At 29.1% G+C, this 14013-nt stretch carries 16 protein-coding genes; 8 read left to right on the top strand and 8 right to left on the bottom strand.

The window, feature by feature from the left end; all coding sequences use genetic code 11:
• Nucleotides 1-69: 69 nt before the first annotated feature.
• The 6 genes from ABXT61_RS06085 (at nucleotide 70) to cyoE (ending at nucleotide 5036) form a co-directional block, all read left to right on the top strand.
• The gene (locus tag ABXT61_RS06085) at nucleotides 70-912 is read left to right on the top strand and encodes a cytochrome c oxidase subunit II (protein WP_415278055.1); all 843 of its coding nucleotides are present in this window, start codon (nucleotides 70-72) and stop codon (nucleotides 910-912) included.
• Nucleotides 913-987: 75 nt separating this feature from the next.
• Nucleotides 988-2772, top strand: coding sequence for a cytochrome c oxidase subunit I (locus ABXT61_RS06080; RefSeq protein ID WP_415315943.1), 1785 nt, complete (start codon nucleotides 988-990; stop codon nucleotides 2770-2772).
• 9 nt (nucleotides 2773-2781) lie between these two features.
• Nucleotides 2782-3492, top strand: a complete 711-nt coding sequence (locus ABXT61_RS06075) for a cytochrome c oxidase subunit 3 (RefSeq protein ID WP_415278054.1) — start codon at nucleotides 2782-2784, stop codon at nucleotides 3490-3492.
• Nucleotides 3486-3836, top strand: a complete 351-nt coding sequence (locus ABXT61_RS06070) for a cytochrome C oxidase subunit IV family protein (RefSeq protein WP_415314966.1) — start codon at nucleotides 3486-3488, stop codon at nucleotides 3834-3836. The genes ABXT61_RS06075 and ABXT61_RS06070 overlap by 7 nt, the downstream gene beginning before the upstream one ends.
• Nucleotides 3837-3841: 5 nt before the next feature.
• Nucleotides 3842-4105, top strand: a complete 264-nt coding sequence (locus tag ABXT61_RS06065) for a hypothetical protein (RefSeq protein WP_415314965.1) — start codon at nucleotides 3842-3844, stop codon at nucleotides 4103-4105.
• 31 nt (nucleotides 4106-4136) lie between these two features.
• Nucleotides 4137-5036, top strand: coding sequence for a heme o synthase (gene cyoE, locus ABXT61_RS06060; RefSeq protein ID WP_415314963.1), 900 nt, complete (start codon nucleotides 4137-4139; stop codon nucleotides 5034-5036).
• Between the two features lie 35 nt (nucleotides 5037-5071).
• On the opposite strand, the gene ABXT61_RS06055 is transcribed toward cyoE, so the two are convergent.
• Nucleotides 5072-5317, bottom strand: coding sequence for a DUF1467 family protein (locus ABXT61_RS06055; protein ID WP_415314962.1), 246 nt, complete (start codon nucleotides 5315-5317; stop codon nucleotides 5072-5074).
• Between the two features lie 170 nt (nucleotides 5318-5487).
• Between ABXT61_RS06055 and thrC the strand changes: the two genes are divergently transcribed.
• Together thrC and ABXT61_RS06045 are read left to right on the top strand one after the other, a co-directional pair.
• Nucleotides 5488-6864, top strand: coding sequence for a threonine synthase (gene thrC, locus ABXT61_RS06050; protein WP_415314960.1), 1377 nt, complete (start codon nucleotides 5488-5490; stop codon nucleotides 6862-6864).
• Nucleotides 6864-7349 carry a peroxiredoxin gene (locus ABXT61_RS06045; RefSeq protein ID WP_415314958.1) on the top strand — a complete coding sequence of 162 codons (486 nt, stop codon included), beginning with the start codon at nucleotides 6864-6866 and terminating at the stop codon, nucleotides 7347-7349. Before thrC ends, ABXT61_RS06045 begins: the two co-directional genes overlap by 1 nt.
• On the opposite strand, the gene rnhA is transcribed toward ABXT61_RS06045, so the two are convergent.
• The 7 genes from rnhA to crtI are packed head-to-tail and all read right to left on the bottom strand — an operon-like array spanning nucleotide 7341 to nucleotide 13971.
• The gene (gene rnhA, locus ABXT61_RS06040) at nucleotides 7341-7766 is read right to left on the bottom strand and encodes a ribonuclease HI (protein WP_415314957.1); all 426 of its coding nucleotides are present in this window, start codon (nucleotides 7764-7766) and stop codon (nucleotides 7341-7343) included. The two genes, ABXT61_RS06045 and rnhA, sit on opposite strands and share 9 nt — an antisense overlap.
• On the bottom strand, nucleotides 7766-8734 hold the full coding sequence (locus ABXT61_RS06035; RefSeq protein WP_415314956.1) for a homoserine kinase: 969 nt from the start codon (nucleotides 8732-8734) through the stop codon (nucleotides 7766-7768). The genes rnhA and ABXT61_RS06035 overlap by 1 nt, the downstream gene beginning before the upstream one ends.
• Nucleotides 8735-9679, bottom strand: a complete 945-nt coding sequence (gene ispH / locus ABXT61_RS06030) for a 4-hydroxy-3-methylbut-2-enyl diphosphate reductase (protein ID WP_415314954.1) — start codon at nucleotides 9677-9679, stop codon at nucleotides 8735-8737.
• Entirely contained in the window at nucleotides 9669-10604 is a 936-nt protein-coding gene (locus ABXT61_RS06025) for a Brp/Blh family beta-carotene 15,15'-dioxygenase (RefSeq protein WP_415314952.1), read from the bottom strand. Before ABXT61_RS06025 ends, ispH begins: the two co-directional genes overlap by 11 nt.
• 1 nt (nucleotide 10605) lies before the next feature.
• The gene (locus tag ABXT61_RS06020; RefSeq protein ID WP_415314951.1) at nucleotides 10606-11676 is read right to left on the bottom strand and encodes a lycopene cyclase family protein; all 1071 of its coding nucleotides are present in this window, start codon (nucleotides 11674-11676) and stop codon (nucleotides 10606-10608) included.
• Nucleotides 11663-12514 carry a squalene/phytoene synthase family protein gene (locus ABXT61_RS06015; protein ID WP_415314949.1) on the bottom strand — a complete coding sequence of 284 codons (852 nt, stop codon included), beginning with the start codon at nucleotides 12512-12514 and terminating at the stop codon, nucleotides 11663-11665. Before ABXT61_RS06015 ends, ABXT61_RS06020 begins: the two co-directional genes overlap by 14 nt.
• The gene (crtI, locus tag ABXT61_RS06010) at nucleotides 12514-13971 is read right to left on the bottom strand and encodes a phytoene desaturase family protein (RefSeq protein ID WP_415314947.1); all 1458 of its coding nucleotides are present in this window, start codon (nucleotides 13969-13971) and stop codon (nucleotides 12514-12516) included. The genes ABXT61_RS06015 and crtI overlap by 1 nt, the downstream gene beginning before the upstream one ends.
• Nucleotides 13972-14013: the final 42 nt, after the last annotated feature.

The raw sequence follows: 14013 nt of genomic DNA, 5'->3' as shown, positions 1-14013 counted from the left end.
TATTAATATATTTTTCTATGGATTCGAAAATTTATTTCAATTACTGTTATCTAAGAGAGAGAGACAAATATGCACCCGGGAATTATATTTTTAGGGGTAATTGTTGGTTCAGTTCTGTTCCATATATATACTCCATGGTGGTGGACCGACATAGCCTCAAACTGGGGGGCAATGGATGATACAATTAATTTAACTTTCTGGATTGGTGGCGGTGTATTTATTTTAGTTTGTTTGTTCATGGTTTATTGCATACTAAAATTTTCCTATAAAGAAGGCAGAAAAGTTGAATACAAACCAGAAGATCATAAATTAGAAAAAATATTAACCATTGCAACTACTGTTGGAGTTATTGCTCTTCTAGCACCGGGTCTAATTGTTTATAATAATTATATCAATACTCCAAAAAATGCACTGCAAGTTGAAGTGAATGCATGGCAATGGGGATGGCAATATAGATTACCAGGTGAAGATGGAATATTAGGCACAGCTCAAGTTGAAAAAATTAGTGATGACAATCCTTTTGGAATAAACTTAGATGACCCATATGGAAAAGATGATATTTTAATTCAAGACGATGTGCTTCACCTAAAAACAGATAGACCAGTAAAAATTTTATTAAGGTCACTAGATGTTTTGCACAATTATTATGTTCCACAATTTAGAGCAAAAATGGATGCTATACCTGGAATCATTTCTTATTATTGGTTTGAGCCAAACAAAATAGGAGAATACGAAGTGTTGTGTGCTGAATATTGTGGAGTGGGCCATTATGCTATGAGGGCAAAAGTTATAGTTGAAAGTGAAGGCAATTATAAAAACTGGATTAAAGAACAGGAAACTTTTTCAGATTTAATTGCTAAACAAGAAAATGATAAATTAAAAACAACTCTACTTGCTAAAAATGATGATTAAATAATGTAAAGGAGAATTATGTCAGACGAATATAACCAACAGAATACACCTCTTGAAGCACAGTCTTCAGAAACCATGTCTGGCTCTTCTGGCACTCCATCAAAAGACATTGATTATGTAAGACCTGCAGAAATTCCTGAACAGGATCTTTATCATGGGCATAGTTTTATTACTAAATGGATTTTCTGTCAGGATGCTAAAGTTATTGGTATTCAATATTTTCTTACTGCCGTGTTTACAGGAATAGTCGGTCTAATACTTTCTTGGTTGATGCGTTTACAATTAGGTTATCCAGACCTAGTTCCATTCATCACAGCAGAACATTATTATCAATTTGTAACTATGCACGGCATGATAATGGTTGTTTATTTTTTAACAGCATTATTTTTAGGAGGTTTTGGAAATTATTTAATTCCTTTAATGGTTGGCGCGAGAGATATGGTTTTTCCATATGTAAACATGGTTAGTTTCTGGATGTTTTTTATCGCAGTGTGTGTTCTCATGGCTAGCTTTTTTGTTCCTGGTGGACCAACAGGTGCAGGATGGACGCTCTATCCACCCCAAGCTATTTTGCCAGGTACTCCTGGTTCTAATATGGGAATTACCTTAATGCTTATTTCTTTATCGTTATTTGTAATTGGATTTACTATGGGTGGATTAAATTACATAATTACAATTTTACAAGCTCGTACTAGAGGAATGACATTAATGAGAATGCCATTGACTATTTGGGGAATTTTTACCGCAACAGCTTTGGCTATGTTAGCTTTTCCAGCATTATTGGTCAGTTGTATTATGATGACTCTAGATAAGATGCTTGGGACTAGTTTTTTTATGCCAGCCATTCTCCAAGCTGGAGAAGTGCTAAGTTATGGAGGAGGAAGCCCTGTTCTTTTTCAACACTTGTTTTGGTTTTTTGGCCACCCCGAAGTTTATATTGTGGCTCTTCCTGCTTTTGGAATAGTTTCAGATTTAATATCTGTTCATGCTAGAAAAAATATCTTTGGATATAGAATGATGGTTTGGGCTATTGTTGGTATAGGAGCTTTAAGTTTCTTTGTTTGGGCTCACCATATGTATGTTAGTGGAATGAACCCTTGGTTCGGTTTTTTCTTTGCAACAACCACACTTATTATTGCAGTGCCAACTGCATTGAAAGTTTATAACTGGATAATAACACTATTTAGAGCAAACATTAGAATGAACACAGTAATGCTTTTTTGCTTAGGTTTTATTGTGACCTTTGTAAATGGAGGAATTACTGGAATTTTTTTGGGGAATGTTGCGGTAGATATTCCACTATCTGATACTTATTTTGTAATAGCTCATTTTCATATGGTCATGGGCATAGCCCCACTTATGGTAATTATGGGTGCAGTTTATCATTGGTTTCCCCTGGTTACTGGAAGAATGTTAAGTGAAAAATTAGGTAAGTGGCACTTTTGGGTTACATTCTTAGGTGCGTATTCAATTTATTTTCCAATGCATTACCTAGGTTTTATTGGAGTGCCACGAAGATATTATGAAATGTATGACAGTCCTTATGTCACTTCAGCTGTTGGAATGAATGAGTTTATAACCGTTGCAGCTTTAATTGTTGGTTTTTCACAGTTAATTTTTATTTACAATATTGTGACAAGTTTAAAAATTGGAAAACCAGCAGGCAAAAATCCTTGGCAGGCAAACTCTTTAGAATGGCTAACCCCTGATGTACCACCAACTCATGGTAATTGGGGAGAAAAATTACCAGTTGTTTATAGATGGCCTTATGACTTTAATGTACCTGGCGCAAAAGAAGATTACATAACCCAAACAACGCCACCAAGTGAAGTTATTAATGCAGAGGTAGAAAAAACTTAGGAAAAAAATATGACTGATGTAAAAATTGAAGGTTATGAACTTAAACCAGGGTTTAAAGGAATGGCCACAGATACTGGCTCTGATCAAACAATGTTTAAGGGTGTTCAGTGGGGGAAAGTCATGATGTGGATTTTTTTACTGAGTGATACTTTTGTGTTTAGCTGTTTTTTGATTTCGTACATGAAAGGAAGAACCTCTACAGTAGTAGATTGGCCAAATACAAGTGAAGTCTTTTCACTTCATGTAGGCAGCACACCTGTTCCATTATTATTAATTGCGATAATGACATTTGTTTTAATTACAAGCAGTGGAACCATGGCTCTTGCAGTAAAATATGGTTATGAAAAAAATAGAAAAATGTGTGGATGGCTTATTTTAGCTACAGCTATTGGTGGCCTTACATTTGTTGGAATGCAAGTATTTGAATGGTCAAAATTAATACATGAAGGTGTTAGACCTTGGGAAAATCCTTTTGGAGCAAAACAATTTGGTTCATACTTTTTTATGATTACAGGATTCCATGGATTTCATGTTTCAATTGGTGTGATCTTTCTTTTTATTTTTGCAAGAAAAGTTTTTAAAGGTGATTTTGATAACGGTAAAAGGGGCTTTTTTACTACAATGAAATCAGATTATGTTGCAATAGAGATTTTGGGTCTTTATTGGCATTTTGTTGATTTAGTGTGGGTATTTATATTTGCCTTTTTTTACTTATGGTAAATAAAATTATGGAAGAAACACAAAACAAAGAACAATCAACAACTCATAAGATAGGAATTTATCTTTGGATTTGGGGACTTTTATTTGTACTGAGTTTTTTTTCATACATGGTTGATTGGTTTGCATTCCAAGGATTATTGAGATGGTCTTTAATTTTAATATTTATGTTTCTAAAAGCTGGTTTAATAATGGCTTTCTTTATGCACTTATTTTGGGAGCGATATGCTTTAGTGAATATTCTTTTGTGGCCAATGACAGCAATAGCCTGTTTTATTATTCTTATGGCAGCTGAAGGGAAATACACGGTTTTTACAAGATTATTATATTTTATTACTGGAGGATAAACTTTATGACTGGATACACTGTACTTGCTGGAGCTTTAATATTTTTTTTACTTTTTATTTATGCAACATGGTTTGGTGCTCAATTAAAATTAGAGAAGCAAAAAGATAAAGGACCTTCAATTAAAATTAATCCATATGACAATATGTCTCTCAGCAGAGTTTTTATTGATAAAAAAAATAAACAAATTGGAATTTTTGACTTAGGAAATCACATTCTTATTATTGGAATGGTATTGATTTTAGTATTTATTTTAATAAATGTAGAATAGGTCTATCATATCTGATAATCGTTTATTCAAAATGATTAGAAAAAAAACTGTCTCACTAGATTTTAATGGATTAATTAAATCTTTATACCTTTTGATGAAACCAAGAGTAATGTCTCTTGTTATATTTACATGCGCTGTTGGCCTTTTAACCTCCAATTCAAATATAGGAATTATTGATGCCATGATAGGTATAACTTTAGTTGCTTTAGGTGCGGGAGCGGCTGGATGTTTAAATATGTGGTACGAATCAGACTTAGACGCACTCATGACAAGAACATGCTTAAGACCTATTCCAACTGGTAAGATTAACAGAAAACAAGCACTTACTTTTGGCATATTGTTGTCAGTTATTTCTGTTGGAGCATTAAATTATTTTACAAATTTTTTATCTGCATCTTTATTATTGTTTACAATATTTTTTTATCTTTTCGTCTATACAATATGGTTAAAAAGAAAGACACCACAGAATATTGTTATTGGTGGAGCTGCCGGTGCATTGCCACCTGTTATAGGGTGGACTATAGCGACTAATACAATTAGTTTAGAACCATTAAGTTTATTTTTGATAATTTTTTTTTGGACGCCATCTCACTTTTGGGCATTAAGTTTATATAAAGCTGACGATTATAAGAAGGCTAAAATTCCAATGCTACCTTTGACTGATGGTATAGAAAAAACAAAAGTATATATTCTTATTTATTCTTTATTAATGCTACCCATCATCATTTTTCCATATTGGATTAATTTTTCAGGTTTAATCTATTTGATTCCAGCATTAATTCTTACAATTTATTACAACTTTATTTGTTTTGATTTATATCAATTTAAAAAAAATAAATTTAACCTGAAGAAAGCAAAAAAAGTTTTTGGTTACTCAATTTTGTATTTATTCTTAATTTTTGTATTACTTTTAATAGATAGTCTGATTTAAATTTTTCGACTCAAAATTTTGTGATATAATATTGCTTAACTGATTATATTTTTTAAATCTAAATATTCATATTTCATCAATAAGTAAATTATTGTGAAAATAATAGTCGTAATACCAATGGAATAAAAAGTCTTTTTAAGAATTTTAGGATTTTCAGGTGCCCCAACCTCATTTGCTGGGATTAAAAATTTTCTTTTTCGATTAACATCTATTGGTAATATAGAAAAAAATACGATTAACTGAATAATTAGATACATTGTAACTAGTCCAATTGTGCTCAATTTACCCCCCTATATCTTTATCTTTAAAGGTTATATAATTTAGGCTAAGGTTAAAAGATAATAAGTCATTAATTTACAATTATATTCTCAACTAGTTTATATTTGTAAAGGGACTTTTATTATCCAATTTTTACAATTACTATATTTATATTTAAGAAAAAAGTTATTAAATGAAATACATAAGCACCAGAAACAACTCAAAAGAATTCAGTTTTGAGGAAGTTTTCATTAAGGGTTTAGCCGATGATGGAGGGCTTTTCATACCTAAGTCATTAAAAAAATATAGTGAAGAAGAGCTTAAAACTCTAAGCACTTTAAATTACCAAGATCTTGCTAAAAAAATAATATTTCCATTTATTGGAGACTTTATGACAGCAAATGAGTTGTCAGATATTGTTGATAAATCATACTCTGTATTTAGAAAAGATAACGTCGTAGATTTAATTAAATTAGGTGATGCTAAGATTTTAGAGCTGTTTCATGGTCCAACGCTAGCTTTTAAAGATATAGCAATGCAATTGTTAGGAAACTTCTATGAGCATTATTTAAAAAAAAATAATAAAAATATAAATGTTGTAGTTGCAACATCAGGGGATACGGGTGCGGCAGCAATAGATGCGATTAAGGGAAAAAAGAATATAAATATATTTGTTCTTCACCCTCATGAAAAAGTTTCACTCGTTCAAAGAAAACTAATGTCGACAGTCAAAGAAAAGAACGTCTTTAATATAGCGATAGAAGGTAACTTTGATGATTGTCAAAATTTAGTTAAATCAATGTTTGCAGATAAAGAATTTTCTAACTCAATAAATATGTCTGGAGTAAATTCAATAAATTGGGCAAGAATTATTGCACAAGCTGTATATTTTTTTTACACATACTTCCAAATACAAGACAAAAGGTCCATGAATTTTTCAGTACCAACAGGAAATTTTGGTGATGTATATGCTGGCTATCTATCAAAAAAAATGGGTTTACCAATAAACAAATTTATAGTTGCAACTAATAAAAATGATATTTTACACAGAGCAATTTCTAATGGAAAATATGAAGCAGAAACAGTTTTAGAAACAAACTCTCCAAGTATGGATATTCAAATAGCTAGTAATTTTGAAAGATTAATTTATGATTTGAATGACTTTGATGATCATGAAACAAAAAAAATCATGCATGGAATTAAAGAAGAAGGAAAATATATTATTTCAAAAGATAAAATGAAAAAGATAAATGAAGATTTTTTATCAGCAAGTATGAGTGAGAAAGAAATTTTAGATACTATTAAAGAAGTTCAAGTTAAATATGACATTATACTAGATCCTCATAGCGCAATAGGGTTTGGAGCTTTAAAAAAAGTTAATATAGAGGGCAATAACATTGTTTTAGCTACTGCACACCCATGTAAGTTTCCTGAAGCTATAGATAAATCAATTGGAATCAAACCTGACTTACCTGATGAACTAAAGTATGTTATGGGTGAAAAAGAAAATTATGATATTATTTCAAATAATCTAAGTAAAACTCAACAATACATTAAGGAAAAAATATAATGAAATTAAAAGAAAATGAAACAATACCTAATTCTGAATTTTTTATAATGGAAGATGGAAATCCTGTTAAGAAAAATACTTTTGAGTTTTTTAAGGATAAGAAGGTAGTTTTATTTGGTTTACCAGGGGCTTACACATCAGTTTGTTCAGCTAAACATTTACCTGGTTATGTTGATAGCCATGATGAATACCAAGCAAAAGGTGTAGATTTAATAGTCTGTATCTCAGTAAATGACCCATTTGTAATGGAAGCTTGGGGCAAAAGTCAAAATGTTACAGATAAAGTTTTGATGATGGCTGATCCATTTTTGAGTTTTACGAAAGCAATAGGTGCGGATGTTGATAAAAGTGCCCGAGGGTTAGGCGTAAGATCAAATAGATACACAATGCTAATAAACAATCTTAAAGTAATTAAATTACAAGAAGAAGAAGATACTGGTGCGTGTGAAGTTTCGGCTGCCCAAAATTTTTTAAATTTAGTTTAATTCTGCAGCTTGTTTAGCTAATAAATCAACTTCTTCATTTAGAATATTTCCAGCATGTGCCTTAACCCATATCCATTTAATTTCATGTGCTTGATTTAATTCATAAAGCTGAGTCCAAAGCTCTTTGTTTTTTACTGGTTCTTTTTTAGAAGTTAACCAATTATTTTTTATCCATTTGTGCACCCAATCAGTAATACCTAATTTTACATATTGTGAGTCTGTATAAATTTCAATGGGTTGCTGTTCTTTTATTTCCTGAAGAGCTTTAATTGGAGCCATTAGCTCCATCTTATTATTAGTTGTGTCTTTAACGCTTCCACTAATTTTTTTTATTTCATCATTAATATTGATGATTGCAGCCCAACCTCCATCTCCAGGATTTTTTAAACAAGAACCGTCAGTATAAATTTTTATCATTATTTATAATAATCTTTGTAATTATTTAGATTGTTATGGATAATTAATTTTTGAAAATATTCGTTAGGTTCTTTAACCTGTATTAGTGCAGTTTTAGGGGTGTTAAAATAATCATAAATTCTAGTTAGCAGGTACCTTAAAGCCGCCCCTCTACACAATATATTTAATGCATCTTTCTCCTTTTTTGAAATAGCTCTTATAGTTTCATATCCATCAATTAAGTATTTAATTTTTTTATTATTCATTACAAAAGAATTTCTTTTTTTATCAAAGCATAAAGCATTTATACAAATTGCAATCTCATACATTAGGTAATCATTGCTTGAAAAATAAAAATCAATAAATCCAGAAAATTTATTTTTATTAAAAAAAATATTATCTATAAATAAATCTCCATGTATAATTCCACTTGGCAATTTTTTTGGCCATTGTTTTTTTATATCTTTTAAGCACACATTAAGAGTAGGTTTTAGTTTTGGAGCTATTTTATTAGACGTAAATTTTATACCTTTTAATAAGCTACCTAATTTATCAATAGACATAGAGTTCTGCCTATATAATTTTATTCTAGTTCCAGCCTTGTGGAATTTTGCAATATTTTTTCCAATATCAAAGCAATTTTTATAATTAAGAGTAGTCTTATCTTTCCCTTTTAAAAAACTCACAATACTAGAGGGTTTATTTTGAATTTTACTTAAGTGCTTACCATCATTATTCTTTAATGGCTTTGGACAAATAATTTTTTTTTGATTTAGTTTTTCCATTAAGTTCATAAAAAAAGGTAAATCCTTTTTCTGAACTCTTTTTTCAAAAATTGTTAAAATAAATTTTTTTTTATTTGTTTTTAATAAGTAGTTTGTATTTTCTATTCCTTTTTTAATTCCTTCAGATTTGATTATTTTTCCTAACCTGTAATATCTACTTAGTGATAGAAGATCTTTACTATTTATTTTAGTGTATACAGCCATCTAGTTTAATTTTGTAGGAACTTTAAAAACAACATTTTCTTTGATAATTTCAACTTCCTCAATTTTTATTTTAAAATTTTCTTTCAATTTATTAATGAAATTTTCAACTAAAACTTCAGGTGCTGATGCGCCAGATGAAACACCAATTATTTTACAATTTTGTATTTTTTCAAAAGGAATTATACTATCTGAATGAATCAGTTCCGCATGTTCGCAACCAGCTTGTTCTGCTACCTCAACTAAACGAACTGAATTTGAAGAATTTCTACTTCCTAAAACAAAAAACATATCACATTTTTTGGCAATATTTTTAACAGCTGATTGACGATTAGTAGTTGCATAGCAAATATCTTCTTTAAATGGTTCTTTAATCTGTGGGAATTTTTTTTTAAGAGCTTTAATTATATTTTTAGTGTCATCAACTGACAGAGTTGTTTGAGTAACATATGCAATTTTTTTGTTATTATCTAATTCATATAATTCAACATCATGCTCATCTTGAATCAAATCAATTGAATCTTCTGGTAATTGACCCATAGTACCAATAACTTCTGGATGATTTTTATGACCTATAAGAACAATATGGTAACTAGCTTTGTGAAGATTTTCTGCCTCTCTGTGAACTTTTGAGACAAGAGGACAAGTAGCATCTATATAATCTATTTTATAGCTATCAGCTTCTAGGGGTACTGATTTTGGTACACCGTGTGCAGAAAAAATTACTGGTCTAGTTTTATCTTTAATCTCTTCTAACTCTTCAACAAAAATTGCACCTATTGCCTTAAGACTATCTACTACATACTTATTGTGAACTATTTCATGTCGCACATAAACTGGTGCACCATATTTTTTAATACTTTTTTTTACTATTTCTATTGCTCTTTCTACGCCAGCACAAAAACCTCTTGGAGCAGATAACAATACTTTAATTTCTTTATTTTTCATTTTTTTCTAAAAGATATTCAAGCAATATATGAGGAAAGGTTAAAGACGCCAAACCAATAAATATAACTTTTAATATTGAGTCATTTAATTGGTAGAAATTAGAAAGGAAATATAAGCTTATAATATAAAAAATAGCAGTTAACACTGTAAGAGGCATAGCTTTTTTTATAAAAGTTATAGCACCAATTTTCAAACTTTTTTCATTAAGCTCTGCTATCAACGAAATTGAATGTCGGAATGAATGTAGGAAGCAAAAGTATATTGTAAAGGCAATTAGTGGAGTTAAAAAATAATTCAGAACTATAATTGAAAAAAAATCTAAAAATATCAAAATGTTTATAATTTTAAAATCTTTCAAAAAATAATAAATGCTAGATAGTAAAGAAATAGATAAAGCAAAAAATAATACACTGTTATCTTCAATAAAGTTTAAGAACAAATAAAACTTTTCATTTTCTATTAAAAGTAATTTAAACATATTAATTGTTTCAACGAAGTGAAACATTAATGGTGCAATGATTATTAGAGACCCTTTTAAGAAGTAAAGAATTAGATTTGATACATTCTTATTATTTGTCAAAAATTCTGTATCTTCTTTACCAAAATGATATGAGGCAACAACTAAAAATAAAATAAGAGACACAGTTGGAAAAAATACCCAAAATATGATGATACCAATTCCAATAAGGGAATATATTAAATAAAAAAAATAAGATTTTTTTATATTATATAACTGGCTAAGTTTTTTACCTTTTTGATTGTCTAGTGCACCATGTGAAATTCCAATTGAAAGAATAAGAAATAAACACACCATTGGAGAGATAATTAAGTTTTCGAATTGATTAACAGCCAAAGCAATGAAGCATGAAAAAAGAAAAAAAATTATTGAATGATAGAAATTAATTTTATTTATTAGACTATGCATTTTATTTTAAAAGGGCTTTAATAAATAACCATTTTTTAGCTGTTTTAAGAATTATTAATAAATCTTGAAAAATATTACTCTTATTAGATAGAAATTTAATTACAGTTTCAGGAGAGCTATCAAACATTTTGAAAAATATATCTGGCATTTGGTTGGCATGATCATTTAAAACTCTCAAAAATACCTTATCTAGAAATTGATATTTTTTTTTAATTTCATATCTTCTTATTTTATCAATATTATCAATATTTTTTCTTATGAATCTGCTGTGTTCTTGAATATTCAAAAAAGTGTACCCAGTACTTAATCTAGTCATATGTCCCGCGGTACCTATATTTATTTTATTTTTTTCATTAATATTCGATGGATAAAAAAGTGGTATAGCACCATTTTCTTTATAATTAATTTTGTAATTTTTAATATTTAGATGATTTTCAATGTAATTTTTCAATTGCCGATCATAATCCATTTCCAGATCATTATTCATTTTAGATAACCACGTAGTTTCAACCATAGCCTTATTTTTACTAAAAGGCAGTGTGTAAAAGAAATGAACACTTTCATATTGTTGACAATCAAAGTCCATTAAATTCATGATCTTTTCATCAAAAACATCTTTAGTAGTTTCGATCTCAATACCCTTAAAGTGTTGCCAAAGCTGATTTTCATTAGATTCTATTGAAGGAACACTATTGAAAACAAATGAGTTATTTAAGCTTAATTCATTAATATTTTTATAAAATTTAATATTCGGATTTTGTTTCAGTATGGAGTTTATTTTTTTATAGAATAGTCCACTATCAATTGATTGATAAGGTAGCTTATTACATTCTAAAAATTTAGTTTTACTGGGTATATTTATAGAAAAATTATCCCAACTTTTTTTAACACAATCTTCAAAATTATGACTTGTTGTTTTCCAGAAAGACCAAGTCTTATCTCTTTTGTACTCTAATCTAGGCTCAATAATTGCTAATGTTTTATTTTTGAGTTTATTATGAGTTTCTAATTCGTACGCTAAAGATAACCCAGCACAACCACCACCAATAATTATATAATCAAATTCTTTCATTTAAATCTATTTCCTCACTAATTAAAAAGTGTTCATTATTCATATAACTACTTTTTTGTTTTGTTCCAAAAAGTGTTACCAAGTCAAATATAGAAAGAATGGTCTGATAGATTTTTGTAACATTATTTACATAAATCTTACCTGCTTTATTATAATTCTCTATATTCTTTGTTCTTAAAATTTTATCACCTATTTTCTTGTAAACTCTTCTTGCTACAAGTATTGCAAATCTAAATTTAAAGGGAATTTCTTTTATTGCAATAAAGGAGCTTTTATAAAATAAATCAGCTAAAGCCAAGGTGTCACTAATTGTCTTAAAATCATTTTTAATATAAAATCTATTAATCTTTGAGTCCTCCACAACATCTCTAGATATATTTGTAAGTTGCATTGCAATACCTAAATCTATAGCAGCTTTCATTGAATTGTTATCTTTAACATTTAAAATTTTTGCCATCATGAGACCTACTGTACCAGCAACTCTGTAAGAATAAATTAACAAATCTTTTTTATTATTTAATTGAACTTTTTTATTTAAATCTGATTCAACACCATCAAATAAATCTTCAATAATTTTTATTGAAATTAAATGATGATCCATAAGATCCCACATGTTCTTAATTATTATATTACTATAGTTTTTATTAAGAAAATCATTTTTAAAAATTAGTAGATTTTTTTTTTTAATATCTAATTCACCATCGTCATCTGCAATATTGTCTACAGTTCTACAAAAATCATATAAAGACGAACACTTTTGATAGGTTTTTTTTGGTAAAAAGAAACCAGCCCAATTAAATGACTTTGCGTAAATAGACAGGTAGTTTTTATTAGACATTATATAATCTTATCTAGAACTTTTGCTGAAGATAGCACACCAGGAACACCTGCACCAGGATGTGTTCCTGCTCCGACAAAATACAAACCATCATAAATTTCTGATTTATTATGAAACCTAAAATATGCAGATTGAGTAAATTTTGGCTGGATCGAAAAACCTGATCCAAATTTAGTATTCAATTCATTTTCAAAATAATCTGGTGTTAAGTAAAAATCTTCAATAATATTTTCTCTAAGATTGGGTAGTAATGCTTTTTCCATTTTATCTATTACTAAATTCTTCATTTTTTCACCTTCAATTTTCCAATCAATTTTGGATTGATTATTTGGGACAGGTACAAGAACATAAAAGCAATCATTTCCTTCAGGAGCCATTGATTTGTCTGTAGCTGATGGTCTATGAAGGTAATAGCTTATGTCATCATTTAATTTTTTATTATCAAAAATATCACTCAGGTGTTCTTTATATTTATCACCAAACTTGATTGTGTGATGCTCAACATCTGGGTATGTTTTTTTTGTTCCAAAGTAGTAAACAAATAGACCCATAGAATACTGCATTCTATTTTGCTTCCATTTAAATAGAGAGCTTGTTTTATTTAGACTTAGAAGTTTTTCATATACAGCAGGAGGATCAGCGTTACATATTATATTATTTGACAGTATTTCTTTTTGATTATCTAATTTTACTCCACTAATTTTTCCATTATTTGAAATTATTTCCGTAACCTCATGTCCTTTGATTAATTCAATTTCTTGTTCAATCATTAATTTTTCTAAGCCATTGATTATGTTTCCAGTCCCACCCATTGAGTAATGAATACCCCATTTTTTTTCAAGATATAGAATTAATCCGTATATGGATGTTGTTGTAAAAGGGTTTCCACCAACTAATAGAGGATGCATACTTAGCATGCGTCTTAATTTTTCATTTTTTATATACGAAGAAACCAATGAATAAACTGATTTATAGCTTTTAAGTTTTAGTAAAGAGGGCAATTGTTTCATCATCACAAGAGGTTTATCAAATGGAACATCAGCTAGTTCTGTGAAGCCTTTATCAAATATTTTTTTTGTGAATTTTACAAGCTGCTCATAACCTTTAACATCTTCTTTGTTTATCTGCTCAATTTGCCTTTTCATTTGATCTTCATCTCCAGAATAATCAAATACGCCTCCATCTTCATAAACAAATCTATACCAAGTTTTTAAAGGAGTGAGTTTTATGTAATCTTGAGACTTTTTATTAAATAAAGTGAAAAGCTCTTCAATTAGATATGGTGCAGTAATTACAGTTGGACCAGCATCAAAAGTAAAACCATTTTTTTTAAATACCCTGGCTCTTCCACCTAAGTCAGGATGTTTTTCAATTAAAGTTACTTTATGATTTTTGGCTCTTAATCTTAAGGCTGCAGCTATACCACCAAATCCAGAACCAATGACAATAGATTTCATTGAGTTAATTTATAGTTTTTTTAAAAAATTGTAAGGTAATTA

Source organism: Candidatus Pelagibacter sp. Uisw_137 (assembly GCF_047720245.1).
In the GTDB taxonomy this organism is placed as follows: domain Bacteria; phylum Pseudomonadota; class Alphaproteobacteria; order Pelagibacterales; family Pelagibacteraceae; genus Pelagibacter.
The sequence above is the reverse complement of the archived record's forward strand: the minus strand, read 5'-3'. Positions and strand labels throughout refer to the sequence as shown.

What these genes read in the sequence shown, in the direction of transcription:
- ABXT61_RS06080 (WP_415315943.1), top strand. Translation starts at nt 988, where the DNA reads ATGTCTGGCTCTTCTGGCACTCCATCAAAAGACATTGATTATGTAAGA.
- ABXT61_RS06020 (WP_415314951.1), bottom strand. Translation starts at nt 11,676, where the DNA reads ATGAAAGAATTTGATTATATAATTATTGGTGGTGGTTGTGCTGGGTTA.
- ABXT61_RS06070 (WP_415314966.1), top strand. Translation starts at nt 3,486, where the DNA reads ATGGTAAATAAAATTATGGAAGAAACACAAAACAAAGAACAATCAACA.
- rnhA (WP_415314957.1), bottom strand. Translation starts at nt 7,766, where the DNA reads ATGATAAAAATTTATACTGACGGTTCTTGTTTAAAAAATCCTGGAGAT.
- ABXT61_RS06045 (WP_415314958.1), top strand. Translation starts at nt 6,864, where the DNA reads ATGAAATTAAAAGAAAATGAAACAATACCTAATTCTGAATTTTTTATA.
- ABXT61_RS06025 (WP_415314952.1), bottom strand. Translation starts at nt 10,604, where the DNA reads ATGCATAGTCTAATAAATAAAATTAATTTCTATCATTCAATAATTTTT.
- ispH (WP_415314954.1), bottom strand. Translation starts at nt 9,679, where the DNA reads ATGAAAAATAAAGAAATTAAAGTATTGTTATCTGCTCCAAGAGGTTTT.
- ABXT61_RS06015 (WP_415314949.1), bottom strand. Translation starts at nt 12,514, where the DNA reads ATGTCTAATAAAAACTACCTGTCTATTTACGCAAAGTCATTTAATTGG.
- crtI (WP_415314947.1), bottom strand. Translation starts at nt 13,971, where the DNA reads ATGAAATCTATTGTCATTGGTTCTGGATTTGGTGGTATAGCTGCAGCC.
- ABXT61_RS06085 (WP_415278055.1), top strand. Translation starts at nt 70, where the DNA reads ATGCACCCGGGAATTATATTTTTAGGGGTAATTGTTGGTTCAGTTCTG.
- ABXT61_RS06065 (WP_415314965.1), top strand. Translation starts at nt 3,842, where the DNA reads ATGACTGGATACACTGTACTTGCTGGAGCTTTAATATTTTTTTTACTT.
- ABXT61_RS06075 (WP_415278054.1), top strand. Translation starts at nt 2,782, where the DNA reads ATGACTGATGTAAAAATTGAAGGTTATGAACTTAAACCAGGGTTTAAA.
- ABXT61_RS06035 (WP_415314956.1), bottom strand. Translation starts at nt 8,734, where the DNA reads ATGGCTGTATACACTAAAATAAATAGTAAAGATCTTCTATCACTAAGT.
- cyoE (WP_415314963.1), top strand. Translation starts at nt 4,137, where the DNA reads ATGATTAGAAAAAAAACTGTCTCACTAGATTTTAATGGATTAATTAAA.
- thrC (WP_415314960.1), top strand. Translation starts at nt 5,488, where the DNA reads ATGAAATACATAAGCACCAGAAACAACTCAAAAGAATTCAGTTTTGAG.